This is a genomic window from Corynebacterium sp. MSK012, assembly GCF_030232435.1.
In the GTDB taxonomy this organism is placed as follows: domain Bacteria; phylum Actinomycetota; class Actinomycetes; order Mycobacteriales; family Mycobacteriaceae; genus Corynebacterium; species Corynebacterium jeikeium_D.
Map to the genome: position 1 here is coordinate 1 of NZ_JASPJU010000010.1, position 26,166 is coordinate 26,166.

The following is a 26,166-nucleotide window of genomic DNA, read 5'->3' on the forward strand; positions in this document are numbered from 1 at the left end:
AAGTCCACCAGCGCCGATGGTACTGCACTCGGGAGGGTGTGGGAGAGTAGGTCGCCGCCGGCATAATAATCTTGTTTTGTGGGTCGTGGTTGCCTTGCCCCTTGTGTGGGGTTGGGTGCTGCGGCCCACTTTTGTACCCACGGGTAAACAACATTCAACGAAGGTTGTTGTGGTAAGGCGTGGCGCTATACCAGATACTTCTGGCGCAATTGGTTGATGTCGGCGTCGGAAAGCCCGATGCCTTGTCGGACGAAGTTGTCGAAAGTACCGTAGTTCTCTTCGATAGCGTCCCACGACATCTTGAGCCACTTTTTGTCTACCGCGTCTTCACGATTGAGGTAAGCGTTGCTGGCAAGGAAGTCCTGCTCGATTGCTTCGTAACTAACTCCCAAGATGGCCAAGAGGAACGCGGCTCCGAGGCCGGTTCGATCCTTGCCCGCGCTGCAGTGGAATACAACGGCACCGTCTTCATATGCGAGTGCTTGGAGAAGATCCTTCCAAGCGGTTCGCGGTGCTTCTCCGGTAATCATCAACTCATAGCCGAGTAATTGGCCGAAATACTTCACTTCATCATCGAAAACCTCTGTATCGCGCGCTTTGATGCTGTCTCCCGCCGCTTCGTAGAACTCGGGCGCGTGGCCGTAGAGCTGCTCGCCAGTAGTTACGACAGGATTCTTCACAAAGCCCAAGCCATTGCGAACATCGATGATGTCCGCTACTTGGTAAGTCACGCCGTCGGGCAAGACGTCTGGGCCTTCGCTGCGCTCTTTAATGTTTCGCAAATCGACGACGCGTGTCACGCCTGCCTGCGTCATGTGGGCAAGATCTTCGTCGCTTGGCTCCCGTAAGGCGTTTGACCTGTATGCGAGGCCTTGGCGGATGTGGCGACCGTCCTCGGTCGTGATTAGGTTGGCGCTACTGCCCGCTACATCGCGGAAGTTGCTGAGTGAGGATAGTGAGCCGGATTCGATAGGGGTTGGAGATCCGGTTGGTGCCGTGGCGGTAGTAGTCTGACCGGTGCCCTGTGTTTCGGTCGCGCTAATCCCTGGTGTGACTGCATTAAACAACGCGGTGTCAGGGCTAGCCAACGCGGGCGATGGGGCAATAGTGCCGAGTGGTAGAAGAAGGGCCGCGGTTAGGGCAGAGACTTTAGCGCGATGATTCGCGCGGCTTAGGTTAGTTGGATTCACGGGTATTGAGGTTAGTGTGCTTCAGGTTTTCGGCAACTTATAAGAAAAGCTCTTTCCTGCATAGTCTTGCCCGCGCACCCGCATAGCCATGCCCGCACAATAGGCCCCACTGGGACGCGGTAAGAACGTAACGGGGGTGCCTGGCTACACTGCTCAGAAAAGTGGCTTCTACCAGCACAAATTAGCCAACGCTAAGCCAGGTTCGAAATATGCCCTAAATATTGCGTAATTTCATAACGTATTTACTTGTTAAATAGGGAACCCTAAGCTAATGTTTCACAGGTAATGATTACCTAAGTAAGTGATTGGGTAACGGCGTCTAAGTGGCGTTTGTTTAACAATCCTACTGTGACCGAAGGGATGCCTTTAAGTGGCGCGTTCTAACTCCGGCCGTATTCGCAATATCGTAGTTGCATCTGTTGCGAGCCTTGGACTTGTTCTTGGTGCTTGTTCTACTGATGCCGGTAACGAGGATAAGTCTGCAGCTGCAGGAAACGAGTCTACTATTACCGTTACTGATAATCATGGTGAGCAGACCGTACCTGCCGAGATTGACTCTGTTGTGGCCACGGATAACCGTTCCTTCGAGATGCTCGATCAGTGGGGTATTAAGCTGGCTGCAGCTCCTAAACCGATTATCCCGTTCACGGTTTCCGACTACAAGGACAATCCTGACGTTCAGGACATCGGCAATCACCGCGAGCCGAATCTCGAAATTGTTGCTGCTGCTGACCCGGACCTGATTGTGAACGGTCAGCGTTTCGGCAAGTACTACGATGACCTGAAGAAGCTCGCTCCGAACTCCGCGATTGTGGAGTTTGAGCCGCGCGAGGGCAAGCCGCTGGACGAGGAGCTCAAGCGCCACGCTAAGGGCCTGGGCACCATCTTCGGTAAGGAGAAGGAAGCCGATCAGCTCATCGCAGACTTTGACAAGGCTCTGGAGCGCGCTCGCAAGGCTTACAACCCGGACGTGAAGGTCATGGCGCTGAACTCGTCGGGCGGCACCCTCGGTTACATTGCTCCGACTGTTGGTCGTACCTTCGGCCCGCTGTTCGACCTGATTGGCATGAAGCCGGCGCTGGAGGTCGACAAGGCCAGCGATGACCACCAGGGTGATGAGATTTCCGCCGAGTCCATCGCTGAGGCGAACCCGGACTTCATCATGGTGCTTGACCGCGATGCCGGCACCTCTGTCCGCGGTACCGATGAGTACCGTTCGGCACAGTCTGTGGTCGAGGAGGCTGCTCCGCTGAAGAACGTGAAGGCAGTCAAGGAGGGCAAGATCTACTACGCCCCAGAGGACACCTACACCAACGAGTCCATTATCACGTACACGGAGATTCTGAACGGGCTTGCCGACGCCTTCGAGCAGGCCTAATAGTTCTCTGACCAGTCACAGGAGTACCTCACCAACTCTATGCAGAAGTTACTGGATTCCCGACTAGCCATCGGGATTGCCTTTGTGGCAGTCCTGGTGGCTATGTCGCTGTTTGTAGGCCAATACGACATCCTGGGCGCCGACGACGGCTGGGAGATGTTCGCCACTACGCGTATACCGCGAACCATTGCACTAGTGCTCTCGGGTGCCGCGATGGCGATGTGTGGCTTGGTCATGCAGCTACTTACGCGCAACAAGTTCGTCGAACCCACCACCACGGGAACCACGGAGTGGGCTGGTCTCGGCCTGATTTTCGTGATGTATTTCTTTCCTTCGGCCTCGATGCTTGGCCGGATGGGCGGGGCAATCATCTTCGCTTTCATCGGCACGGCAGTGTTCTTCCTGTTCTTGCGCCGTGTCGCTTTGAAGTCAAGTCTGGTTGTGCCCATCGTGGGCATCATGTTGGGTGCGGTAGTCAGTTCGATTTCGACTTTCTTTGCGTTGCAGACGGACATGCTGCAGTCGCTAGGCGTGTGGTTCGCAGGCTCTTTTACTGCCATTTATAAAGGGCAATACGAATTCCTGTGGCTGGTCGTCATCGTGGTTGCAATCGTCTTCGTATTCAGCGATCGGTTAACGGTTGCGGGGCTTGGTGAGGACATTGCCACCAACGTCGGTCTGAACTACAAGCGAATCGTGTTCCTGGGCACCGGCCTGATTGCCATTGCAACGGGCCTGGTTACGGTAGTGGTGGGCAATCTGCCCTTCCTGGGCCTCGTTGTCCCCAACATTGTCTCCATGTTCCGTGGCGATGATCTGCGCTCCAATCTGCCCTGGGTATGCCTGGTGGGCATTGCCATTGTGACGGTCGCGGACTTGATTGGCCGCGTCATTATCGCCCCGTTCGAGATTCCGGTATCGGTGATTCTCGGCATCCTGGGTGCTGCCATCTTCGTCTATCTGATTGTGGAGCGGCGTCGTGCTTAATCTCAGTTCAACTCACACGGTGGCCGACCAGGCCGGGCCGCAAACGACGTCGTTTAGCACGGCCGCCGCGGCGCGCAGGTACTGGATTATCATTGCTGCGCTGGCGGGCCTGGCGGTGTTGTTTACGGCGGGCCTGCTTGCGTGGGACAACCCGTTGCCGTTCGGTACGGATGGTTTTTGGCTGATTGCGCGCCGGCGTCTTGATGCCGTAATTGCCATGATCGTGGTTGCCTGCTGCCATGCCGTCGCGACAGTGGCGTTCCAGTCGATTGCGAATAACCGAATTATTACGCCGTCGATTATGGGGTTTGAAGCGCTGTACGTGGCTATCAGTACCGCTGCGGTGTACTTCTTCGGGGCGACGGGTCTGATGAATGCCGGCTCGGTTGGGGCGTTTGTGCTGCAGCTCGTGCTGATGGTGGGGCTGTCGCTGGTGCTGTATGCGTGGCTGCTGACCGGGCAGGGCGCGGATATGCACAGCATGCTGCTGGTGGGCATTGTCATCGGTGGCGGACTGGCTTCGCTGTCGACGTTCATGCAGCGCATGCTCACGCCTTCGGATTTTGACCTGCTGACGGCGCGGCTGTTCGGCTCTGTCAACAACGCTGACCCGGAGTTTTTCCCGGTGGCGATTCCGCTCGTGATAGGGGCGATCGTGGTGATCGCGTTGCATTCGCGGGCCCTCAACGTCATGTCGCTCGGCCGCGAAGTCGCGACGAATCTGGGTGTGAACTACCAGGTTCGGTCCATCACTGTGCTGGTCGCGGTGTCGGTGCTGATGGCAGTATCGACGGCTATGGTCGGCCCGATGACATTCCTCGGTTTCCTGGTCGCGACCATTGCGTACCAGGCTGCGGATACCTATGACCACCGCTTTGTGCTGCCGATGGCGGCGCTGATTGGCTACGTCACGCTGGCCAGTGCGTATTTCATCCTCAATCACGTTTTCTATGCCCAGGGCGTGGTGTCCATCATTATCGAGCTGGTTGGCGGTTCGATCTTCCTCTACGTCGTTTTGAAGAAGGGACGGCTATGATTCTCCTCGACAGTGTAAGCAAGAGCTATACCAGCGAGGTGTCAATTGGCCCCGTTGACCTGGAAATTCCAACCAACGCAATCACGGCTCTGATCGGCCCGAACGGCGCGGGCAAGTCCACGCTCTTGACTATGATTGGCCGCCTCCTTGCCGTCGATTCCGGTGACATCAACGTCGGTCCATACAACGTGGGCAAGACCAAGTCGAAGGATCTGGCGAAGGTGCTGTCGATTCTGCGCCAGGACAACCACTTCGTCACGCGTCTCACCGTGCGCCAGCTGGTCAGTTTCGGCCGCTTCCCGCACAGCCAGGGGCGCCTGACCGCTGAGGACGAGCGCATCATCTCCCAGTACATCGAGTTCCTCAATCTTGAGGCGCTCCAGGGCCGCTACCTCGACGAGCTCTCCGGTGGGCAGCGTCAGCGCGCGTATGTCGCAATGGTGCTCTGTCAGGAGACGGATTACGTGCTTCTCGACGAGCCGTTGAACAACCTGGATATTTCTCATTCGGTCGACATCATGTCGTACCTGCGCACTGCAGTGCGCGAGTTGGGGCGCACCATGGTGGTGGTGTTGCATGACATCAATTTCGCGGCTCGCTACGCCGATTACATCTGTGCGGTCAAGGATGGCCAGATTGTCGAGCACGGCCCAACCGCAGAGCTGATGCGTTCGGAGGTTCTGAGCCCAATCTTCAATACCCAGATTGACATCGTCGAGGGTCCGCACGGACCGGTCGCCTGCTACGGCTCTTAAGGCAATTCCTGGCCGGTCCCACGCAGCCGATACAATCTAGCCTCATGACTATTACTGCTGCCGTTGACGGTTCCGCTCTGCACAACCCCGGACCTGCCGGGTGGTGCTGGTATATCGACGACAGCTGCTGGGCCGCCGGCGGATGGAAAGAGGGAACCAATAACCGCGGCGAGCTCACCGCTCTTGCCGAGCTGCTCCGCGCCACCGCGCACATCCCTGACGAGCCGCTTTTCGTACTGTGTGATTCGCAGTATGTGATTAACTCCGTCACTAAGTGGATGCCGGGATGGAAGCGCAAAGGCTGGAAGAAGCGCGACGGTAAACCTGTCCTCAACGTCGACATTTTGCAGGACATCGACCAGCTGCTCGTTGGCCGCAATATTCACCTCGAGTGGGTTAAGGGGCACTCCGGCCACGACATGAACGAGGCCGCTGATCAGCGCGCCCGCGCCGCCGCCACCGCGTATCAGAAGGGCACCACCGTGCCCGAGGGGCCGGGTTTCGCTGGTTCGGGTAGTCGTGCGCAGGCGAATGCCGCGCCTAGGTCCGAGCCCAAGGCGACCAAGGCCACAACCTTCGAGCAGGAAGGCCTCTTTGACCTCGCCGTCGACACCACCGTGACACCCGAGGACGCCGCCAAGGAAGCGCTCACCATTTTCCGCCGCGCCGCACATCGCGCTGAACAGGGTAATGCCCGCGCACTCAAGGCATTGCTTAACGACGCCCTGGGCGCCAACCTCGCCGTGCCAGACGGACTTTCGGATGCCGAGTATGAGCTCCGCGTCGAGGGAACCACCGCCACCGCGCAGTTCACCACCGACGACTGGGTTGGCCTGGCTGTCTGGGATTTGTCCCAGGCAGTGGGGAAGGCCACAGGTTCCGCCCGTTTGCTGGGCTGGAATGTGGGAAGGTCTTAGCAGTAGTATGAAAGTTTGGTCTTTTAGGTAGACCACCAGGCAATCCGGGGTTACTGGTAGCCTGAAAACACATAAATTCTTTTACTCATTACATATAAGGAGCTCCGACTTCATGGCTGAGCACGAAGGTCCTCGTTCCGGCGAAGGCCGAGGAAATCGCGGAAACCGCGGGTCTAACCGTTCCCATGGTCGTGGCGAGGGCGGCTTTAACGGGCGCAACCGCAACGATCGTCGTGGACAGGGTGGTGGCCCAGGTGGTCGTGGCCGTGGTGGTCACGGTGGTCATGGCGGTAACCGCGATTCCCGTGGTTCGCAGGGCTTCCGTCGTGACGATCGCGATGATCGCGACTTTAACCGCGGCGACCGCAATGAGCGCGGTGGCCGTGGCGGTCGTGGTTACAACCGCAACAATCGAGATGATCGTAATGAGCGCAACGATCGTGGCGAGCGCAGCTTTGACCGGAACGACCGCGGCGACCGCAATGATCGTCGCGGCCCGGGCGGGCGCGGTGGCCAGGGAGGTCGCAACTTCGACCGTCGTGGTGGCAAGCCACGTCGCTCCAACCGTGGTGGCCGCTTCCAGGATGAGAAGCGTACGCACCGCACCGGCCCGCAGCGCCCAGGCTTCCGCGAGGAGCGCATTGAGGCCCGTAAGAACGAGCCGAAGCTGCCAGATGACATTCGCGCAGACGAGCTCGACCCGAGCGTGCGCCAGGATCTGAAGAGCCTGGCTAAGGACAACGCCGACAAGGTTGCTCGTCACATGATTATGTCCGCAATCCTGATGGCTGAAGACCCGAAGCGTGCTCTGGAGCACGCCCGCGCAGCGAAGGACCGCGCAGGTCGCGTCGGTGTCGTTCGTGAGACCGCTGGTGTTGCCGCTTACCACGCAGGTGAGTGGAAGGAAGCCCTGGCGGAGCTGCGTGCTGCTCGCCGCATCTCCGGTGGCCCGGGCATGCTTGCGGTCATGGCGGACTGTGAGCGCGGCCTCGGCCGCCCAGAGAAGGCCATCGAGCTGGCTCGCTCCGAGGAAGCCAAGCAGCTGGACAACGAGTCCAAGACTGAGCTGGCTATCGTCGCCGCAGGTGCCCGCCGCGATATGGGCCAGATCGATGAGGCTCTGGTCGAGCTGGAGACCCAGGATCTGAACCCGGACCGCGAGGATTTCGAAGCAGCTCGTCTGTTCTACGCCTACGCTGATGCGCTGGTGGAGGCCGGTCGTAAAGATGATGCCAAGGTGTGGTTTACCCGCTGCGCCAAGATCGATGTGGACCAGATGCTCGATGCTCGCGAGCGCATCGAAGAGCTGAGCAAGTAATCAGCCCAGCTGCCGGCTCGCGACATCAGCCACCGCTAACGCACCGCTGGCGCGATGCGGCTGCGCATCTACAATTCGTCGTAAAGCGTTCCTATTTCGTAAAAGGAGAAATGCACCTCATGGCTTCTGTCGCTTCTTCCTATGATGCCGCTCTGTTGGATCTGGATGGCACGATTTACGAGGGTGGCGCGGCGATTCCGAACGCGCTGGAGGGGCTGACTGAGGCGGCGCTGCCGATGGTGTTTATTACCAACAACGCCTCCCGTGCGCCGCAGACGGTGGCGGATCAGCTCAACGGGCTGGGCTATGACGTTCACGCGGACGATGTGATGACGTCGGCGCAGGCGGCCATTGAGATGGCGGCGGAGGTCATTGAGCCGGGCTCGAACGTTTTTGTGTTGGGTGCGGAGTCGTTTAAGCAGCTGGCTCGTGAGGCGGGGTACACGCTGGTGGATTCCGCTGATGACAACCCTGCGGCGGTGTTCCAGGGGCTCAACCGTGAGATGACGTGGAAGCAGATGTCGGAGGCGGCGCTGGCGGTGTCGCGAGGTGCGCGCTTCCTGGTGTCGAATTTGGATACGACGTTGCCGTCGGAGCGCGGTTTCCTAGTTGGTAATGGTTCGGTCGCTGCGGCGATTTCGACGACCACGGGTGTTGCGCCGCTGTCGGCGGGTAAGCCGAAGCCGCCGATGTTCATTAAGGCTGCGGAGCGTATGGGCGCGAAGAGTCCGCTGGCGATTGGGGATCGTCTGGATACCGACATCGCGGGTGGAAATGCTGCGAAGATGGACACGTTTATGGTGGTCACGGGCGTTTCCACGCATATGGATGTCGTCGCAGCGCCGCCTGAGCACCGTCCGACGCTCATCGGTGCTGACATGACCGCGCTGAACCGTGAGCTGGATCAGGCACGTCCGGCTCCGCAGGCTGGTTTCACCGCGCGTTACGACGACGCGGAGGCCGGTGTCATCGTTCTTTCTGGCGGTGACACGGAGGATCCTCGGTTGGCGAACCCAGCGGAGGCCGCGGTGGCGGCTCTGCTGACGGTCGTGGATGTGGTGTGGAACTCTGAGGCTGGTCGTGCTGGCGCGGTCGAGGTCGCGCAGGTCCGCGCTGAGGGCCCGGCTGCTGAGGCGGCGCTGGCTGCCTGGCGGATGTGATAGCCGATGAGTGAGGTCGCACCGAAGCCAGGGCAGGGGCAGGAGTCTGGTCCCGTGCCGGGGCCGAAACCCGGCCCTGTACCTAGCCCGGCGGCAATGCCCGGTGCGCGCGAGGTAACTCCGGAGGCCGTCCGGGAGCAGGTTGCGGCCGCACTGTCCGCACCTGCGCCGACTCCGCAGGAGAGAGTCGCGCAGTTCGAGCGGGCGCATGAGATTTTGTATGAGGCCCTGGGCTCGTCACGCAGGGAAGGAAAGTGAACGCGGTGGCAAAGAAAGCTCCTAAGCGCAGGCTCGATGCGGAGCTGGTGCGAAGGAAGATTGCTCGCTCCCGTGAGGCGGCAGTGGACATGATTAAAGCCGGCCGAGTTGAGGTCGGTGGTTTTGTCGCCTCTAAGCCCGCGACTGCGGTGACGGGGGACGTGTCCATTCGCGTCAGTGGTCTGGAAGAAGACGAGAACTGGGCGTCGCGCGGGGCTCACAAGCTGCTCGGCGCACTGGAGGCTTTCGAGCCGCAGGGCCTGGACTTGAAGGGCCGGAAGGTGTTGGATGCCGGTGCCTCCACGGGCGGCTTCACCGATGTGTGCCTGCGCCGCGATGTCGACACCGTCTACGCCGTCGATGTCGGCTACGGTCAGCTGATTTGGCGCCTGCAGGATGATCCGCGGGTGGTTGTGCTCGACCGGACTAATGTCCGCACGCTGACCCCGGAGATTCTCGGTGGCACGGCCGATGTCATGGTTGGCGACCTGTCGTTTATTTCTTTGAAGCTGGTCCTGCCAGCGATTGTTTCCTGCCTCGACGAGGGCGCTGACCTGCTGCCAATGGTCAAGCCGCAGTTCGAGGTGGGCAAGGAGCGCCTTGGCTCCGGTGGTGTCGTGCGCAGCGATGCACTGCGTCAGGAAGTTGTCCAGGAAGTCGCCGAATACGCCCGCACTCTGGGGCTGTCCTTCCGCGCAGCCGTGGCCAGCCCGCTGCCGGGTCCGAGCGGCAACGTGGAGTTCTTCCTGTGGCTGGTGAAAGACGGCGGCGCCAGCGATATTGGTGATGAGGCTATGGCTGCGGCCATCGCCAAGGCTGTTGAGGAGGGGCCGCACAATGACTAGCGCGAAGACTCACTCACGGGAAAGCAAGCCCAAGACCAGCGCCGGCAAGCGCGAGATTCTGCTGGTCCCGCACACCGGCCGCAGCGCCAACCTGGAAATGGCCGCCGAGGCTGCCGAGCTGCTAGCGGCCGCGGGTATCGATATCCGCGTGCTGGCCGGTAAGAACCCGGAGGCGCTGGCTGCGCACCCGACGCTCGGCAAGTACCCGCGCTACTGGCATTCCCCGCAGGCGGCGTCGGGATGCGAACTCGTCCTCGTCCTCGGCGGCGACGGCACCTTCCTACGCGCCGCTGACATTGCGCACTCGGCTGACCTGCCGGTGCTCGGCATCAACATGGGGCACGTGGGCTTCCTCGCCGAGTGGGAGCAGGAGTCCATGACGGAGGCAATTAGCCGCGTCATCAAGCGTTCCTGGCGTATTGAAGACCGCATGACCATCCGCGTCACCGTCCGTGACACCACCGGCCGCGTCATTGGCTCGGGCTGGGCGCTGAACGAAGTCAGCATCGAAAATGTCAACCGCCGTGGCGTGCTGGACGTCATCTTGGAAGTCGATGGTCGCCCGGTGAGTTCCTACGGTTGCGATGGTGTGCTAATTTCCACGCCGACCGGCTCCACCGCGTACGCCTTCTCCGCAGGTGGTCCCGTACTCTGGCCGGAGCTCGACGCTATGCTCGTCGTGCCCAACAACGCCCACGCGCTGTTCTCCCGCCCGCTGGTGATCTCACCGCATTCGACTATCGCGATTGAGACCAACCACGACACCGCCGAGGCCATCGCGGTGCTCGACGGCTTCCGCAACATCACCATGCCGCCGGGTAGCCGCATCGAAATCGAGCGCGGCGCGCAGCCGGTTCGCTGGGTGCGTCTGGACGATCAGCCGTTCGCCGATCGTCTGGTGCACAAGTTCCGCTTGCCGACGTCCGGGTGGCGCGGCCCCGCCGAAGCCCAATAGCCTCCAAACACGGCAGACGAGACCCCAACTTCAAGGGAAGGACTGATTGCAGGCGCCATGCTGACTGAGATTTCCATCCGCGACCTCGGTGTTATCCCCGATGCAACGCTTGAATTCAGCCCAGGCCTGACCGTACTGACAGGTGAAACCGGTGCGGGTAAGACCATGGTGGTCACAAGCCTCAAGTTGCTCTGTGGCGCGCGTGCCGACGCCGGCCGCGTGCGCACCGGCGCAGACAAGGCGTTGGTGGAAGGTCGCGTGTCCACCGAGCACCTCTCGGAGGAAGAGTCAGCGACCATCGATGCTGTGGTTTCTGAACTCGGCGGCGAACGCGATGAGAATGACGAGTACCTGCTTGCCCGTCAGGTCTCCGCGAAGGGCCGCTCCCGGGCGTGGGTTGGAGGCCGCAGTGCCTCGGCTGCGGCGTTGGCGGATGTCTCCACCCGTCTGGTTGCCATTCATGGCCAGAATGATCAGCTGCGCTTGCAAAGCGCTGATGAGCAGCGTGCGGCCATCGACCGCATGGATGCCGACACCATCGCACCAACGCTGGAAACCTACCGGCAGCAGCGTGCACACTGGCGCGCCCTGGCCAAAGAACTAGAAGAGAAGACCTCCAAGCGCCGCGAACTGGCCATGCGTGCCGACCAGCTCAGCTTCGCCATCGAAGAAATCGATGCGGTCTCACCCGAACCGGACGAAGACCAGGACCTGGCCTCCCAGATCCGCCGCATGCAGGACCTGGATGGTCTCCGCGACGCTGCAGCCGTGGCGCTGGCCGCCATCGATGGCGCCGCCGCCGTGAGCACGACCGGCATGGATGCCGCCACCGAGGACTCCGGTGCCGCCGAACTCCTCGGCGCCGCCGCGAACGAGCTCGCCGCCGCAGACGACGAGGAACTCACCGAGTTTTCCAACCAGCTCAATGAACTGACCAGCCAGCTGTCCGAAATCTCCGCTGGTCTCGGCGCGTTTCTCTCCGGCCTGCCGGAGGAAACCGAGTCCTTGGACAAGCTGATGCAACGCCAGGTGGAGATTAAGAACCTCACCCGCAAGTACGCCCCAGATATCGCCGGTGTCCTGGCCTGGCGGGATAAGGCGGAGCGTAAGCTCGCCACGCTGGATGTTTCCGGCGAAGCCCTGGACAAACTCACCGCAGAGATTAAAACCGCGGAGAAGAAACTCGGCACCACCGCGCGGAAGCTCTCCAAGGCCCGCGCGAAAGCCGCAAAGCACCTGGAACAGGCCGTGACCAAGGAGCTCAAGGGCCTGGCCATGCCGCACACCTCGCTGGTGGTGGAGATCACCAAGGCCGACACCTTTGGTCCCGCTGGCGTGGACAACATTGAGTTCAAGCTTCGCGCCCACGAGGGTGCCGAGCCGCGTCCGCTGGCATCATCCGCATCCGGCGGTGAGCTCTCTCGCATCATGCTGGCATTGGAAGTTGTCCTCGCCGAAGGACAGGCCGGGCACACAATGGTTTTCGATGAGGTCGATGCCGGTGTTGGTGGGCGCGCGGCTGTGGAAATTGGCAAGCGCCTGAAGCAGTTGGCGGTGAACAACCAGGTGATCGTCGTCACGCACTTGCCTCAGGTGGCGGCGTTTGCGGATACCCACTTGGTGGTCAGCAAGGATGCGCGTTCGGGTGCGGTGTCGTCGAAGGTGACGAGCCTGGGCGACGAGGAGCGGATTGACGAGCTCGCGCGGATGATGGCGGGCTTGGACGATTCGGACTCCGGACGTGCGCACGCGCAAGATCTTCTGGATCAAGCTCGGCGCGCCTTCGCGGCCAAGTAGCTGCACTTATGTTTCACTAAGTGCCATGAGTCTGTTCTCTCGGAACGAAAAAGATCTTCCTGGCATTTCGGGGACTGTGCGGGATGGTTCCCGCCTGGATCGTGCGCTGAAGCGCATGGGCGAAGGTGACATCGTGGTGATCGATGCGCCGGATATCTCGCGTCCACTGGCACAGCAGTTGATTGATGCCAAGGTCGCCGCAGTGGTGAACACCGGCGCGTTTACCACGGGTTTTGTGCCGAATTACGGCCCGCAGATGATGCGCGACGCCGACATTGCGATGGTGCAGAACGTCGGCGACGAGGTCTTTGCCAAGCTCAAGGACGGCAAGAACGGCAGGCTTGACGACGGCAAGCTCTACCACGGTGACCGCCTGATTGGCCAGGGCGACGAGGTCGACCAGGACGAGCTCGAGCGCGCCTTCGACGAGGGCCGCACCAGCATGGTCGACCGCCTGGAGGCGCTCTCCGGCAACTTGGTGGAGTTCGCCAAGACCGAGTCTCCGCTCTACATCGATGGCTTGGGCATTCCGGACGAGACAGAGCCACTGCACGGCCGCAAGGTCGTTGTGGTCAGCCCCGGTGAGGGACACCGCAAGACGCTGGAAGATCTAAAGAATTTCATCCGCGAGTACGAGCCGCTGCTCATCGGCGTCGATGCAGGTGCCGACACGCTCTTCGACCTGAAGTACGAGCCGGACTACATCATCGGTGATCCGGAGAACATCAACTCGGAGGCGCTGCGGTCCGCTGGTTGCGTGATTCTGCCTGCCGACCCGGATGGTCACGCGGTAGGCCTTGAGCGCATTCAGGACCTCGGCATTGGCGCCATGACATTCCCGGCGCTGTCCGATTCCGCCACTGACTTGGCGCTGGTCTTCGCCGCGCATCACGACGCCGACATGGTCGTCTCCGTCGGCGCCCCGCAGAACATCGACAGCATCTACCACGCTGAGAATCAAAGCGGTGTGCCGTCGGCGTTGCTGTCGCGTTTGAAGGTCGGGGAGAAGCTTGTCGACGGTCGCATGGTCGCCGACCTCTACCAGGTCAATAGCCGTGGTTTCGGTGTGGCCTGGGCAATCCTGGCTATCTTTGTCGCCGTTGCGGTGATCTTCGCTATCGCTGGTACCTCCGGTGATGGTTCTGTCAGTGAGAATCTGATTGATACGTGGAACTCCATTGCACTGTGGTTCCAGGGGCTGTTTAAGTAGTTTTAGCGGTATTCGAGCACTAGGAGCGCCTAAAAGTTTTCGGCTGTCAGAGCTGATTGAGGCGTCGGCGAAAGGAAAAGGGACGGGCGATGGGGAAGAAGCGCAGGAGCGGGAAGTTCACAGCTGGTGTGACAGGTGCTGCCCTCGGTGTTGCGGCAGGTGCTGCGCTGGGTGCTTATGTGCTGAACCCCGCTGGTGCAGGCATTGATTTCGGCACGGGTGCCGCGTCCGAGCGCGATGAGGCTGTCGCGCGTGCCGATGCGCAGCAAGCGCGTGCCGATGAAGCAAACCGCATCATCGAGCCCATCGTCGGCGAGATTGTTAAGGACTCGTTGCAGGATGTTCCCGTCCTTGTTGTCGCCACTCCTGATGCCACGGATGAGCAGCTGGCAGGGGTTTCCGAGACCCTGCGCGCTGCTGGCGCCCCGGATGCGGGCGTGCTGAAGCTGACCGATAAGTTCCTCTCTTCCGCTGGTGCGGACGAGCTGAAGGACACGGTTTCTACCTCGCTGCCGGCTGATGTCCAGCTGGACCCGGAGCGCCGCGAGCCAGGCCGCCAGGCTGGTCAGGCGCTGGCTCCGGTGTTGGAGCTGGATAAGGATGGGGGAGAGCGGGCTTCCGCTGCTGACCGAAAGCTGCTGCTGGAGGCCTTAAAAGGCGGCGGTTTTGTGGAGTATGACGAGGGGACTCTGCGTCCAGCCGCTGGCATTGTGATTGTTGGTAATCACGGCACAGTGTCACGCACTGCGATTGATAAGGGCGAGGACCCGGAGTTCGGTGCTGGCCTGGTGGCCGATCTGGCTGTGGCCCTGGCTGAGGGCTTTGGTGCTGGAGGCGATGCTGCAGGTCACGTTGTGGTGGGGACTGACAGCTTTGGCCGCGAAGGTGTCAGTACTCTGACTGACGAGCGCTGGGGTGCCGACCCTGCTGTGAAGCGTGTGGACGCGGTGTCGGATGCGGCGGGGCAGGTTGGAGTTGTTGGGGACTTGAAGAAATAACACGGACGAGAAATTTCACGAAATCACCGGAGAAAAAGGAAGATTACGTGGCAAGGCGGCCAATGGGGAAATCTAGTATCAAGAAAACGAAAGCTGCCCGTAGTACTCTTCGAAAATATTGTGTTGATAATGGGAATCACAATAGAGCAATCTTATTTATTGCGATTCAAGCGATGCTTTTTTGCAGTATCGCATACCTTCATTTCTTAGCGATCACGATCAGACAAATTGCTTTTACGGAGGACGCTGATATAAATAAAGCTTTTATGTTAGTGGATTTTCATGGGTTAGGAAATGTTACTTCGTTCCTGGGTATAATATTTGCTATTTTTATCACGTTAATATTGGGGATTGAAAATCGAGCCTTTAAGTTAGCGGATGAGCTCCAAAAATCACTGCATGGACAGACTTCAAGTCAACTTACCTTGGAGGACTTCAACCAGTTCAAAGATGAGAGCATTAACTATAGTTTTTACCCAGCGCTTCTCGGACGATTGTACTTATTAGCTTCGTTAGTTACGACTACATATATAGCGAACCGATTCGCAATATTTCTTATAGATTTTGAGGATCTAGGTGGCATAATTGCTGAGATTCTTGTAGTGAATCTACTATTATATGTACTCTTTGTTCTAATTCAACGACTAAATGATGTGAGCCTGAAGATAGATAAAATAAACACCGTATTCAGCCAATATAAGTATTTGGCTAAGATTGAAATTATCAAAGAGTCGGATTTTTCTGAATCTAATCTAGTGGCAATAAAATATGATGATTTAATAAAACGGTTAACTAAATTCAAGGGTGAAAGTAAGAAGTTCATCACTAAAACAAAGGTGTTGCAATCTTTTGCGTATCCCAGTCTGTCTATTATTGTAATTGCTTTAGGGTGGGTTTTTGTGTCCACTCAGTTGCTTAATCCGGGGCGCGTCCAGGGGCGATTGAGTATAGAAAACCCTATTTTGTTGAGCGTTACAGTTGTTTATTTACTGCTGCTTTTCTATATTGCAGTATCGATGCTATTTACAAGTTATTTCTTGTGGAAAAACTACAGAGTCGTTGGTGTATTCAACTTTAGGGTCCTTCGTTTGTCAGCATTCATCTCGATTATTCCATTATTGATTCTTTGCTTTAGAGCCAAAGGGGTATTTGGCCTCACGTCGACGATTTGTCTTTTGTTGATTCTTTTTGGAATATTGACCGGCGTGTTTTTAGGCGTAAGAGCAATGTTTTCGGAAAATACCAGAGGCAACATTGACTCATCGATTGGGTCTTCGTTATCATTTGAGGTTAATTCCAGTGGCTGGCCCATGCAGTTAGGTGAAGAGCGTTTGAAACGTATTCGAAACCTGTTTCACCACGCAAATATTTTCAATGCGTATCAGTTTAAGGTTATTCTTTTGTGTGCAATTGGTCGGCCTAACGTAATTAATCAGGTTGATGAGCGCGGTTCCGATACGGAAATCTAAATTATCGTGACACTAGCCGATGATTAAGGTATTATTAATTAGTGTTTTTGCTGGCTGGGGACATTATTTGATGCATTATTATTGTTAGCGCCGCTCTGATTCTAATGTGTCGGGGTCGACTCGTGGTATGTTTCCTTAAAGAACTTACTTAATTTAAGTAGAGGGTAGTAATCGTCCAAATATTGTTTGCGGATTGAATTAAATATATGATGTCTTTTTAATGTATTTAATTTCGTAACGCAATGGTAAATGGTGGAAAGGTATAAAATTTTTTTATAATGTGGTATTCTAGTATCTGGTTGGTTGCTAAAGAAGAGTTTCTTATGCCCAGTAAGGTGAAATTCTTCATTTCCAGGTCTGCCAAAGGCGCAATAGTCTCTGTCCAAGCTGTGTCATCCCAAAATTCTCATTACTTCTGAGTGTTATTTTTTCTAGGGCACAATATCTTCACGTCCAAGTTTTCAGAGGTCCATGACCAGCTCCGTGAGAATCAGCCGAAGGCGAAGTATTGCATTGCTTTCGAGAAGCTCATGGTCAATGACTTCCGCACTGACCCGACCCTGAAAGTTCAGTTCGACGAGGTCTACCGATGGTCAGACTGGAAGTACAAGGGGAGCGCCGGACACTGGCATCGTCCTGGTCGCACACCGCATTGACGCCGGCACGTGGGTAGTCATCCAGGGCAAGTTGTAAATGCCAACGACTTGCTTGGCAAAGGCGGACCTCGACTCATTCTTTGAAGCGTCGGGACGATCCTTTTGTACTGAGCCCGGCCCAAAACACTCCTGCAGCCGCATCATCATCTGTACAACTGACCACGAGTCCTCGAACTCAGAAGAAGCTTCGGCTAATCAGCTCATTCCCACCAGTCGTATCGTCATGGCAGCAATCGCCAAATCCCCGATTTACTGGGGTGTCGCTTTCCCCGGCTGAGAAATCCAAATCCATCTCTCTCAGCGCGAAACCTTTGAGTCGCGGCCGCACCATCAGGAAGCTATTGATCGCGCCATGGCGGGGTTTGCTACTCGCGAACGTGGTAAGCTCATTTTGGCCTGCGGTACTGGTAAAAACGTGACCGCTTTTCGCCTCGCCGTACGGGTAGCTGAAGAAGATGGGGAAAGCTCGAGTACTCTTCCTCGTGCCATCCATTTCGCTCTTTTCGCAAACTCTCAAGGAATGGACAGAACAAGGGCGTCTTGACATTCGCTCCTTCGCTGTGTGTTCGAACTCGGAGGTCGCTCGTAAAGCTGAGGATATTGCGACTTACGACCTAGAAGTTCCCGTCGCTACCAACGGAATTAAGATGGCTGAACGGTTGGAATCCGGCAAGCGGGCCAAGGGGCTCCACATCGTCTTTTCCACTTACCAGTCGCTGCCGGCTGCTCACGAGGCATAGGGCAAAGCCTGGGGTCACTCGGCCGAGCTTGAATCCAGGTCATCTAAGGCCGTACATTCTACGAACTGGCCCTGGCGAAGCCGTCGAAAGGATATCTGACGGGCTATTCTTACAGGTCATGGCTGTTGACGAGTTCGCTGACGATTTCATGGCCCGCAGCCAGACCAACCAAATCAATCTCTCTCCCTACGGCAATGATTGTGTATGTAACCGTCGGTCAATGTGCTCTGGTTAACAAGAGTGGTTTCAATCTGGGTGGAGCGATTCTTCCTCGTATCGGTGCGCACTTATACCTGTGACACGATTTGCTGCGCGCATTACAGGAAGAAATAGTACATGGTCACTGCTTTTTCTCTTCTTGCTAAAGCTAGAACTGAGAGGTTTGCACATGTGAATTTACTCCGAGGTGGACGACTCTATCGAAGCAGTCATTCTCGAATGGTTGTTGCAACTGGAGGCGATGGAAGTGTTACTGGCGGTGCTCTCGTTCCGGGAGCGGAAGGTGGTTACCGAGCAGATGCAGACACAGGTTGAAGAATTGAAGACGCTGCTCAAGTCAGATGCACGTAGGTTGCGATTGCCATTGTCGAAGCAGATGTTGACATAGTGGTAGCCGGATCAGTGTCGAACAAGCGCGAAGGTTAAACTTCGGATTGTAAAAGCCCGTCTGGGGTTTGAAGGCGCTAATTATTTGGCTGCAGAGCCAACTGGCAGGCCGGGCTTTGCCGAGTTGTGGAGCGGAGCTACCGTAGAAGGAAAGGTTGACTTATGAGGCTGCTGGTGGATATTCGCTTTTTGCCAAGAAAGCTTGGCGCGAAGGATTGTGTCCCGCATCGCGTGAAAACTACTTGGAGCTAGCAGTCAGTTGTTGCCTGCAGGCTATCGCTAATGAGCGGATTATGTTCCGCCTGGCTTTACGTAGGTCGATTCTGATCATGATTAGCCTGTTGATATACGCATGTAACGACACGTCAATCGTAGGTATACTGATTCGACTGGTTTAATACTGACAGGTAACAAGTACTTCATCATGGATAAAAGTCAATTAGCCTCGCGCATCTGGGAATCTGCGAACACTATGCGCTCAAAAATCGAAGCGCAAGAGTACAAGGACTATATGCTCGGCTTCATCTTCTATAAGTTCCTCTCTGATCAGGTCGAGCAACTTATGTACTCCAATGAGGTTGCATCTGAAGAGTTGGCCGAAATTCTTGTTGAGGACGATTCCGAGACTGTCGAGTTCGTGCAGCACCGTCTGGGCTACTTCATCTCGTACGACAATCTCCACTCGACGTGGCGTGCTGTAGGCAGTGACTTCAACGTCGCTGATGTCCGTGATGCGCTTGCAGCATTTGACCGTCTCCTCCTCCCGAGCCGTGCCCACGTGTTCAAAGACATCTTCCGAACACTGGAAACAGGCCTGTCGAAGCTGGGTAGCAACGCCACATCGCAGACTAAGGCGATTAAGGACCTACTGGACCTTATTAACGACATCCCGACTGACGGCGCTCAGGGCTACGACGTGCTTGGGTTTATCTACGAGTACTTAATCTCGAAGTTCGCGGCGAACGCCGGCAAGAAGGCGGGAGAGTTCTATACTCCGCACGAAGTCTCTGAGGTGATGAGTCGCATCGTCGCAGCACACACTCAAGACCGTGAGACCCTGACCATCTACGACCCGACCTCTGGTTCTGGTTCGCTGCTGTTGAATATCGGCCAGGCTGTCGCTCGTCATATGGGTGATCCAGATGCGATTAAGTACTACGCCCAAGAGATCAAGGAAAACACCTTCAACCTCACGCGCATGAACTTGGTCATGCGCGGGGTCAAGGCCGACAACATTGTCGCTCGCAATGGTGATAGCCTGAAACATGACTGGCCGATGTTCGACGAGTCTGACCCGGAGAACACCTACGATCCGCTGTTTGTAGATGCGGTTGTGTCGAACCCTCCGTATTCGCAGAAGTGGGATGCAGAGGGCATGGACACCGATCCACGCTTTACGCAGTATGGTCTGGCACCGCAGAACAAGGCAGACTTCGCCTTCTTGCTCCATGAGCTGTTCCACATTAAGCCGGACGGTATTATGACCATTGTCCTGCCACACGGTGTGCTTTTCCGTGGTGGGGCAGAAGAGACGATCCGCACCCGCCTTATCGAAGCCAATAACATCGACACCATCATTGGTCTGCCAAGTTCCATCTTCTATGGCACTGGCATTCCGACCATCATCATGGTGCTCAAGAAGCAGCGCAGCCACGACGACGTGCTGTTCATCGACGCATCCCAGGGCTTTATTAAAGACGGCAAGAACAACCTCCTGCGCGCACGTGACATCGAGCGAATCGTTGATGCTGTCCATACACGCCGCGACGTAGAGCACTTCGCTCGTGTTGTGTCTCGCGATGAAATCCGCGCTAACGACTACAACCTGAATATCCCGCGCTACGTCTCTGCAACGCCGCCGCCAGAATCCGTGGACTTCTTCGCCACCGTCAACGGCGGCATACCTGTCAGCGAGATCGACGCTCTGGCGGAGTACTGGGACGTGCTGCCGGGCCTGCGTGAAGCGCTGTTCGATGAAGACGCAAACGGGTACGCGACCTGCCGCACTGACGACATTCGAGAAATGGTCTTAGAGCACAGTGCTGCCGGAGCGCTGGCAGACACATTGAACGAGTCACTCGATGGTTTTGCTGAGTCCTTGGAAACAGATCTCATTGACAACGCGATGGCTGTTCCAGTCAACACTGCAGAGGATGGGATCAAGGCTGATCTGTTTGCGCGTCTGGCCCCGGTGCCCCTGGTCAACGAGTACCAGGGCTACCAGCTGTTACATGAGAAGTGGCTTGTCATTGCCAATGATCTAACGATCCTGCAGACCGAGGGCTGGGATGCAATGCGTGTCATTGACCCTGTCATGGAGTGGAAGACGAAGAACAAGAAGAAGGAAGAAGTCCAAACTGGCTGGGAAGGCCGCGTCGCGACTTTCGAGATTATCCGGGATCTGTACTTGCCTGAACTCCGTGACCAGGTAGATGATCTCACCGCTGAGCGCGACAGCGTTGATTCTGAGCTGACAGCCCTTATCGAGGGCCTGAGCGAAGAAGACAAGACTGATCTGGCTGATGTGCTCAACGCCAAGGAAACTGGTTTCTTGAAGGGTGAACTCAACAAGGCAGTCAAGGCGCTTCCAGCCCTTCCAAGGGGGCAGCAGTGGCCTGAGGGTAGCATCGAGGCTATCCAGATTGAGGCAAAGCAGTTGATCGACCGCCTGACTAAGGTGAAGGCGCAGCTCAAGAAGGCCAACGAAGAGCTAGAGACCAAGACGCACGAGACTGTTGAGAACCTCACTGACGATCAGATCGTCGAAGTGCTCTCGACCAAGTGGGTAGCAGCGCTTATGGTGCAACTCGCGCTGCTGCCGACGCTTGCGCTGCGTGAACTCGTTGACCAGGTGCAGCGCTTGCAGGATAAGTACGCCACGCCGCTAACTGAGTTGGATACGCAGATCGCTACCACTGAGCACAGCCTGCTTGCATCGCTAGACCAGCTGACTGGCTCGGATGCGGATATGCAGGCTGTCGCAGCCCTGAAGCAGATGCTGGGCGGTGGTCAGCGTGACTAAGAACAACACACCAGCGCTGCGGTTCGCTGGGTTCAGTGGTGAGTGGGATGAGCAGCCTTTGGGCGCTATCGCTGATCGTGTTCAAACTAAAAACACGAAACTCGCAAGCACGCTTCCCCTAACCATCTCGGCACTTCACGGACTTGTCAATCAAATCACTTATTTTAACAATCGTGTTGCAAGTAGCAATCTGACAAACTATCTACTCATTCACAACGGTGAATTTGCGTATAACAAGAGTTACTCCGAGGGGTACCCGGTCGGTGCTGTCAAACGACTGGACGGCTATGACAAGGGCGTTCTCTCATCTCTCTATGTTGTTTTTCGGCTTCTATCTGCGCGCGATGTGGATAGTGATTTCGTTTTATCATTCTTTGAAACCTCAAAATGGCATCGTTACGTTGAGATGCAGTCCGCAGAAGGTGCCCGTAACCATGGTCTGCTGAATATTTCAGCTGATACTTTCATGGGGGTCCCCGTATCTCTAGCCCCGTCTCTCAAAGAACAGCAAGCCATTGGTGAACTCTTCGCTGATCTCGACGCGCTGATCGAGCAGCACCGCGCCAAGCACGCGAACCTGCAACAGACGAAGGCTGCGCTCCTGCAGCGCATGTTCCCGCCAGACGGTGCCAATGAACCGGAGCTGCGGTTAGGTGGGTTCAGCGGTGGGTGGAATAGTTGTACGTTCGGGCAATTAGCGGTCTTGTCCCGAGGGCTAACCTACTCCCCTCGTGATCTCGTCGATCCTTACCAGGGCATTCGTGTTTATAGGTCTTCAAACATTAAGGATCACATTGTAGTGACTAACCCCGATGATGTGTGGGTCAGGGCGAGTGCTGTAAACATCCCGCTCCTCGCCAAGGGCGACATTATCATCACCGCTTCGAATGGGTCTGTTCGCTTGGTAGGGAAGAGCGGACTTGTCCGGGAACTGCCTGTCCCCGGTACACCTGGTGGGTTCATGCTCAAATGTTCTTCTAAAACTCCAGAGTTCACTGCTGCACTGCTTCAAAGTCCCTGGTTTAGGAGCTTTTTGAACGTTAATGTAGCAGGGGGCAATGGTGCCATTGGTAATTTAGATTCGACCCAGCTGTCTAACGAACCCACCCTCATCCCGCCCACCCTCGAAGAACAGCGTGCTATCGGTGAGGTGTTTACCAACCTCGATGCGCTTATCGCAGCTGCACAGCGCTACATCACGCAACTGGCTCAAGCCAAGACGGCGCTGCTACAGCGCATGTTCGTTTAAGGAGCGCTCACCATGACTACACCACTGACGTACACAGACGAGAATCGCTTCGAGGACGATGTTGTCGCCATGCTTCGCCGCCACGGTTGGGATGAGGTACTTGACCGTCCTACTGAGCGCCAGCTCATCGACAACTGGGCGCAGATTCTTTACAACAACAACCGTGACCAGGACCGACTCGGTGATGTGCCGCTGACGTCCTCTGAGATGGACCAGATCATCGAGCAGATCACGGAGCTACGCACACCGTTGCGTCTCAATGAGTTCATCAACGGCCGCAGTGTGGCTATTACCCGCGATGCTCCTGAGGCACACAACCTGGGCAAAGAGGTCTCGCTCAAGATCTACGACCGTCGTGAGATCGCAGGCGGGCAGTCCTGTTATCAGATCGCACGGCAGCCGAAGTTCCCCACTGCCGCGCATAAGCTCATGCCGGAACGCAGAGGCGACCTCATGCTCTTGATCAACGGCATGCCGGTCATCCACCTGGAACTCAAGCGCTCTGGCGTGCCTGTCTCGCAGGCAACGAACCAGATTATTAAATACGCCCACGAGGGCGTCTTTACTGGCCTGTTCTCACTGGTACAGATCTTTGTGGCGATGACGCCTACAGGGACGCAGTACTTCGCTAACCCCGGCCCCGGGGGCAAGTTCAACCCTGACTTCTTCTTCCACTGGGCTGATTTCAACAACGAGCCGATCAATGACTGGCCGACGGTGGTTACTTCGCTGCTGTCGATCCCGATGGCGCATCAGCTCATCGGCTTCTACACGGTGACAGACCGCGCAGCCGGCGTGCTCATGGTCATGCGTTCCTACCAGTACTTCGCTGCTCACCGCATCGCCGACCGGGTGGAAAGCCACGAGTGGGGCAGCGACAATAAGGGGGGCTACATCTGGCACACCACCGGCTCTGGCAAGACCATTACCAGCTTCAAAACCGCGCAGCTAATCGCTGATTCCAAGAACGCCGACAAGGTTGTGTTCCTGCTTGACCGTGTGGAGCTGAGCACGCAGTCGCTGGCGAACTACCGCAGCTATGGCGGGGATACCATCGACGTTGCAGACACCGCGAGTGCTGACGAGCTGCTCCGCCTGCTCACAAACGACACCTCAGTGCTGATTGTGACCTCGCTGCAGAAATTCCATCACTTGCAGGCTGACACGCTGCGTGAGACGGTACTAAAAAAACTGCGTGACAAGCGCATTGTCTTCATCATTGATGAGGCACATCGTTCCACCTTCGGAGACATGCTGCTGAATATCAAGACCACGCTGCCGGATGCGTTGCTGTTTGGTTTTACGGGCACACCTATCCATGACGAGAACAAGAAAGTGCGTTCCACCACGGCCACCATCTTCGGTGATGAACTGCACCGGTACTCCATCGCTGATGGTATCCGTGACGCCAATGTACTGGGCTTCGACCCTGAGATGGTCGAGACCTATCGAGCACATGATGTGCGTAAAACCATTGCTCTGGAACAAGCGAAGGCCGCCGATGAACAAGAGGCTTATAGCGACCCGAAGAAGAAAAAGACCTTCCTGAAGTACATGGACAAGGCGCAGATCCCGATGGCAGGTGTGCGCCACGAGGACGGCTCCTATGACAAGGGCATTGAGGACTACCTGCCGATGTCGCAGTACGCCCAGCCAAAACACCGTGCTGCCGTAGCACGAGATATCGCTGAGCATTGGGGCCACCTGAGCCGAAACAGTGCTTTTCATGCAATCTTGGCCACGCACTCGATTCCTGAGGCAATCGAGTACTTCCGCATCTTCCGTGATACTTACCCGCATTTGAATGTCACGGCGTTGTTCGATCCGAATATCGACAACACTGGGGAAGCACAACTGAGAAAAGAAGACGGCCTTCTCGAGGTGCTTGAGCATTACAACGCCAAATACGGCCAGCACTTCACCATGACCACACACGACGCCTTTAAGCGCGACATCGCTGCACGTCTGGCACGTAAGGCGCCGTACAACACGCCGGCATTTACGCATGACAAGCAGATTGACCTGCTCATTGTCGTCGATCAGATGCTCACGGGTTTTGACTCGAAGTGGCTGAACACGCTGTATCTCGACAAAATCATCGCTTACGAGAACATCATCCAGGCATTCTCGCGTACCAACCGTGTCTTCGGCCCGGAAAAACCCTTCGGCTCTATCCGCTACTACCGCAAGCCGTACACGATGCGGCGCAATATCGACGCTGCAGTGAAGTTGTACTCCGGTGATAAGCCCTTTGGGCTGTTCGTCGATCACCTTGACGAACACCTCATGCAGATCAATCAGTGTTTCACGATCATCAAGCGACTCTTTGCTGGTATCGAGGACTTCTCTCGGTTGCCAGACGATGAAGCTGATCGCCTTGAGTTCGCGAAAGTGTTGCCCGAACTATACGAGCACCTCCAAGCAGCCCAGATCCAGGGTTTTACCTGGGAGAAATCCTGCTACCCGTTTGCTGATACCGACATTTCGGTGGAATTGACTGAGCCGGTGTACATCGCGCTGCTATCGCGTTACAAGGAACTTGACCGTTCCGACGGCGAACCAGAGCCGACACCAGGCGGGGGAGATGGCGATGAACTTCCACCATATGACATCAACGTTCACATCACCCACATCGACACTGCACGAATTGACGCCGACTACCTCGACGCGAAGTATTCGAAGTACCTGCGTGCCATCGAGACCGGGGTACCACAGCCTGAACTTGATGAGCTGCTGTCAGATTTGCACGCTGGCTTCGCACGCTTGAGCGCTGACGACCAGGTCTTTGCAAACCGCTGGCTTCATGACATCCAATCAGGCGATGCAGTCCTTGTTTCAGGCAAGACAGTGCAGGATTACATCAACGACTACAAACTCACACAGCAAGAACGTGAGATCGCGCAACTTGTCCGCGCTATCGGCGTTGATCCTGTGCTTCTTCGTACAATCCTCGCCGCACACGTGGATGAGGTTCATATCAATGAGTATGGTCGTTTCGATGATGTCATTGGCTCTGTTGACCTGGACGCTGCAGCCCAGTACTTCCATCAACAGACAGGTAAGAAGCTCCCACGCTTTAAGATTCGCATGGCCACTGACAAGCTCTTGCGGGGATACGTGCTGCGCCACGATCTCCCTGCAGACCTCGAAGAAGCTGCGGCAGAAACAGTGGAGATATAACCGATTTCTATCGGATACGCCGATGTCTCCACATCAAATAGGGGCAATCACTCGCTCCCCAACGTGAGGCGCTTATCGGCGCTGGATACAATGCGAACTGCAACTACACTGACACAACCTAGGACATGAAGCGGCAACAGTCAGGGGTAGAGGACGCGTTAGCATACTTCGCTCCGGTGATTCGCTCGTTGTTACGCACTCAGAAAGGCTGGGCTAAGGCCTGGCTGAGACAGTTAATACTATCGGTGGCCTCGCTGGGTGTGGCATCAATGTGAAAGTTTTAGAACCCGAATTAGACACATCACGCGGTGGTGACAAAGCCATGATTAACGTCATGGTCGCCCTCGCGCTGTGTATATGGGGGAGCGTGACCTACCAGTTCAGCACACTTGCGAGAGTGCTCCATAACTTATGCGCAGAGTGGAGTAGCCGCTCCGAAG

23 protein-coding genes are annotated in these 26,166 nt (G+C 56.6%); 22 read left to right on the forward strand and 1 reads right to left on the reverse strand.

Features of this window, described 5'->3' with window-relative positions; genetic code table 11:
• Window positions 1–185: 185 nt before the first annotated feature.
• Window positions 186–1,190 (reverse strand): tyrosine-protein phosphatase, encoded by a 1,005-nt coding sequence (locus QP977_RS07915; RefSeq protein WP_187406551.1) that lies wholly within the window; start codon window positions 1,188–1,190, stop codon window positions 186–188.
• Window positions 1,191–1,560: 370 nt separating this feature from the next.
• Here QP977_RS07915 and QP977_RS07920 point away from each other — a divergent pair, with 370 nt between their 5' ends.
• The 22 genes from QP977_RS07920 to QP977_RS08020 all read left to right on the forward strand — a co-directional run bounded on the left by QP977_RS07920 (window position 1,561) and on the right by QP977_RS08020 (window position 25,726).
• A complete protein-coding gene (locus QP977_RS07920; RefSeq protein ID WP_070653001.1) occupies window positions 1,561–2,568 on the forward strand; it encodes a siderophore ABC transporter substrate-binding protein in 1,008 nt (335 codons plus the stop codon).
• 39 nt (window positions 2,569–2,607) lie between these two features.
• Window positions 2,608–3,555 (forward strand): ABC transporter permease, encoded by a 948-nt coding sequence (locus tag QP977_RS07925; protein ID WP_070602722.1) that lies wholly within the window; start codon window positions 2,608–2,610, stop codon window positions 3,553–3,555.
• Window positions 3,548–4,591 carry an iron chelate uptake ABC transporter family permease subunit gene (locus QP977_RS07930; protein WP_070827780.1) on the forward strand — a complete coding sequence of 348 codons (1,044 nt, stop codon included), beginning with the start codon at window positions 3,548–3,550 and terminating at the stop codon, window positions 4,589–4,591. The genes QP977_RS07925 and QP977_RS07930 overlap by 8 nt, the downstream gene beginning before the upstream one ends.
• Window positions 4,588–5,346, forward strand: a complete 759-nt coding sequence (locus QP977_RS07935; protein WP_187406548.1) for an iron ABC transporter ATP-binding protein — start codon at window positions 4,588–4,590, stop codon at window positions 5,344–5,346. The genes QP977_RS07930 and QP977_RS07935 overlap by 4 nt, the downstream gene beginning before the upstream one ends.
• 44 nt (window positions 5,347–5,390) lie before the next feature.
• Window positions 5,391–6,263: an RNase H family protein gene (locus tag QP977_RS07940; RefSeq protein WP_284847232.1), complete on the forward strand. Its 873-nt coding sequence runs from the start codon at window positions 5,391–5,393 to the stop codon at window positions 6,261–6,263.
• Window positions 6,264–6,375: 112 nt separating this feature from the next.
• Window positions 6,376–7,581, forward strand: a complete 1,206-nt coding sequence (locus tag QP977_RS07945) for a hypothetical protein (RefSeq protein ID WP_284847233.1) — start codon at window positions 6,376–6,378, stop codon at window positions 7,579–7,581.
• 119 nt (window positions 7,582–7,700) lie between these two features.
• Window positions 7,701–8,741, forward strand: a complete 1,041-nt coding sequence (locus QP977_RS07950; protein ID WP_284847234.1) for an HAD-IIA family hydrolase — start codon at window positions 7,701–7,703, stop codon at window positions 8,739–8,741.
• Between the two features lie 6 nt (window positions 8,742–8,747).
• Window positions 8,748–8,999, forward strand: a complete 252-nt coding sequence (locus tag QP977_RS07955; RefSeq protein ID WP_042388740.1) for a hypothetical protein — start codon at window positions 8,748–8,750, stop codon at window positions 8,997–8,999.
• A gap of 5 nt (window positions 9,000–9,004) precedes the next feature.
• Window positions 9,005–9,844: a TlyA family RNA methyltransferase gene (locus tag QP977_RS07960; RefSeq protein ID WP_070601574.1), complete on the forward strand. Its 840-nt coding sequence runs from the start codon at window positions 9,005–9,007 to the stop codon at window positions 9,842–9,844.
• A complete protein-coding gene (locus tag QP977_RS07965; protein WP_284847235.1) occupies window positions 9,837–10,799 on the forward strand; it encodes an NAD kinase in 963 nt (320 codons plus the stop codon). Before QP977_RS07960 ends, QP977_RS07965 begins: the two co-directional genes overlap by 8 nt.
• Window positions 10,800–10,856: 57 nt before the next feature.
• Window positions 10,857–12,596, forward strand: a complete 1,740-nt coding sequence (gene recN, locus QP977_RS07970) for a DNA repair protein RecN (protein WP_224433453.1) — start codon at window positions 10,857–10,859, stop codon at window positions 12,594–12,596.
• Window positions 12,597–12,621: 25 nt separating this feature from the next.
• On the forward strand, window positions 12,622–13,806 hold the full coding sequence (gene steA, locus QP977_RS07975; protein WP_284847236.1) for a putative cytokinetic ring protein SteA: 1,185 nt from the start codon (window positions 12,622–12,624) through the stop codon (window positions 13,804–13,806).
• Window positions 13,807–13,895: 89 nt separating this feature from the next.
• Window positions 13,896–14,804 (forward strand): copper transporter, encoded by a 909-nt coding sequence (locus tag QP977_RS07980; RefSeq protein WP_070862654.1) that lies wholly within the window; start codon window positions 13,896–13,898, stop codon window positions 14,802–14,804.
• Between the two features lie 47 nt (window positions 14,805–14,851).
• Window positions 14,852–16,273, forward strand: coding sequence for a hypothetical protein (locus tag QP977_RS07985; protein ID WP_151457924.1), 1,422 nt, complete (start codon window positions 14,852–14,854; stop codon window positions 16,271–16,273).
• Window positions 16,274–16,692: 419 nt separating this feature from the next.
• Window positions 16,693–16,929: a hypothetical protein gene (locus QP977_RS07990; protein WP_240593370.1), complete on the forward strand. Its 237-nt coding sequence runs from the start codon at window positions 16,693–16,695 to the stop codon at window positions 16,927–16,929.
• A 37-nt stretch (window positions 16,930–16,966) separates the two neighbouring features.
• Window positions 16,967–17,206 carry a restriction endonuclease gene (locus QP977_RS07995; RefSeq protein ID WP_240593368.1) on the forward strand — a complete coding sequence of 80 codons (240 nt, stop codon included), beginning with the start codon at window positions 16,967–16,969 and terminating at the stop codon, window positions 17,204–17,206.
• A gap of 75 nt (window positions 17,207–17,281) precedes the next feature.
• Window positions 17,282–17,473: a hypothetical protein gene (locus QP977_RS11000; RefSeq protein WP_240593366.1), complete on the forward strand. Its 192-nt coding sequence runs from the start codon at window positions 17,282–17,284 to the stop codon at window positions 17,471–17,473.
• On the forward strand, window positions 17,412–17,669 hold the full coding sequence (locus QP977_RS08000) for a hypothetical protein (RefSeq protein WP_240593364.1): 258 nt from the start codon (window positions 17,412–17,414) through the stop codon (window positions 17,667–17,669). The genes QP977_RS11000 and QP977_RS08000 overlap by 62 nt, the downstream gene beginning before the upstream one ends.
• Window positions 17,670–18,075: 406 nt before the next feature.
• Window positions 18,076–18,276, forward strand: coding sequence for a hypothetical protein (locus QP977_RS08005; protein WP_088611564.1), 201 nt, complete (start codon window positions 18,076–18,078; stop codon window positions 18,274–18,276).
• 423 nt (window positions 18,277–18,699) lie between these two features.
• Window positions 18,700–21,297: a type I restriction-modification system subunit M gene (locus QP977_RS08010; protein WP_284847237.1), complete on the forward strand. Its 2,598-nt coding sequence runs from the start codon at window positions 18,700–18,702 to the stop codon at window positions 21,295–21,297.
• Window positions 21,290–22,546, forward strand: a complete 1,257-nt coding sequence (locus tag QP977_RS08015) for a restriction endonuclease subunit S domain-containing protein (protein WP_151457923.1) — start codon at window positions 21,290–21,292, stop codon at window positions 22,544–22,546. The genes QP977_RS08010 and QP977_RS08015 overlap by 8 nt, the downstream gene beginning before the upstream one ends.
• Before the next feature lie 12 nt (window positions 22,547–22,558).
• Window positions 22,559–25,726, forward strand: coding sequence for a type I restriction endonuclease subunit R, EcoR124 family (locus tag QP977_RS08020; RefSeq protein WP_284847238.1), 3,168 nt, complete (start codon window positions 22,559–22,561; stop codon window positions 25,724–25,726).
• Window positions 25,727–26,166: the final 440 nt, after the last annotated feature.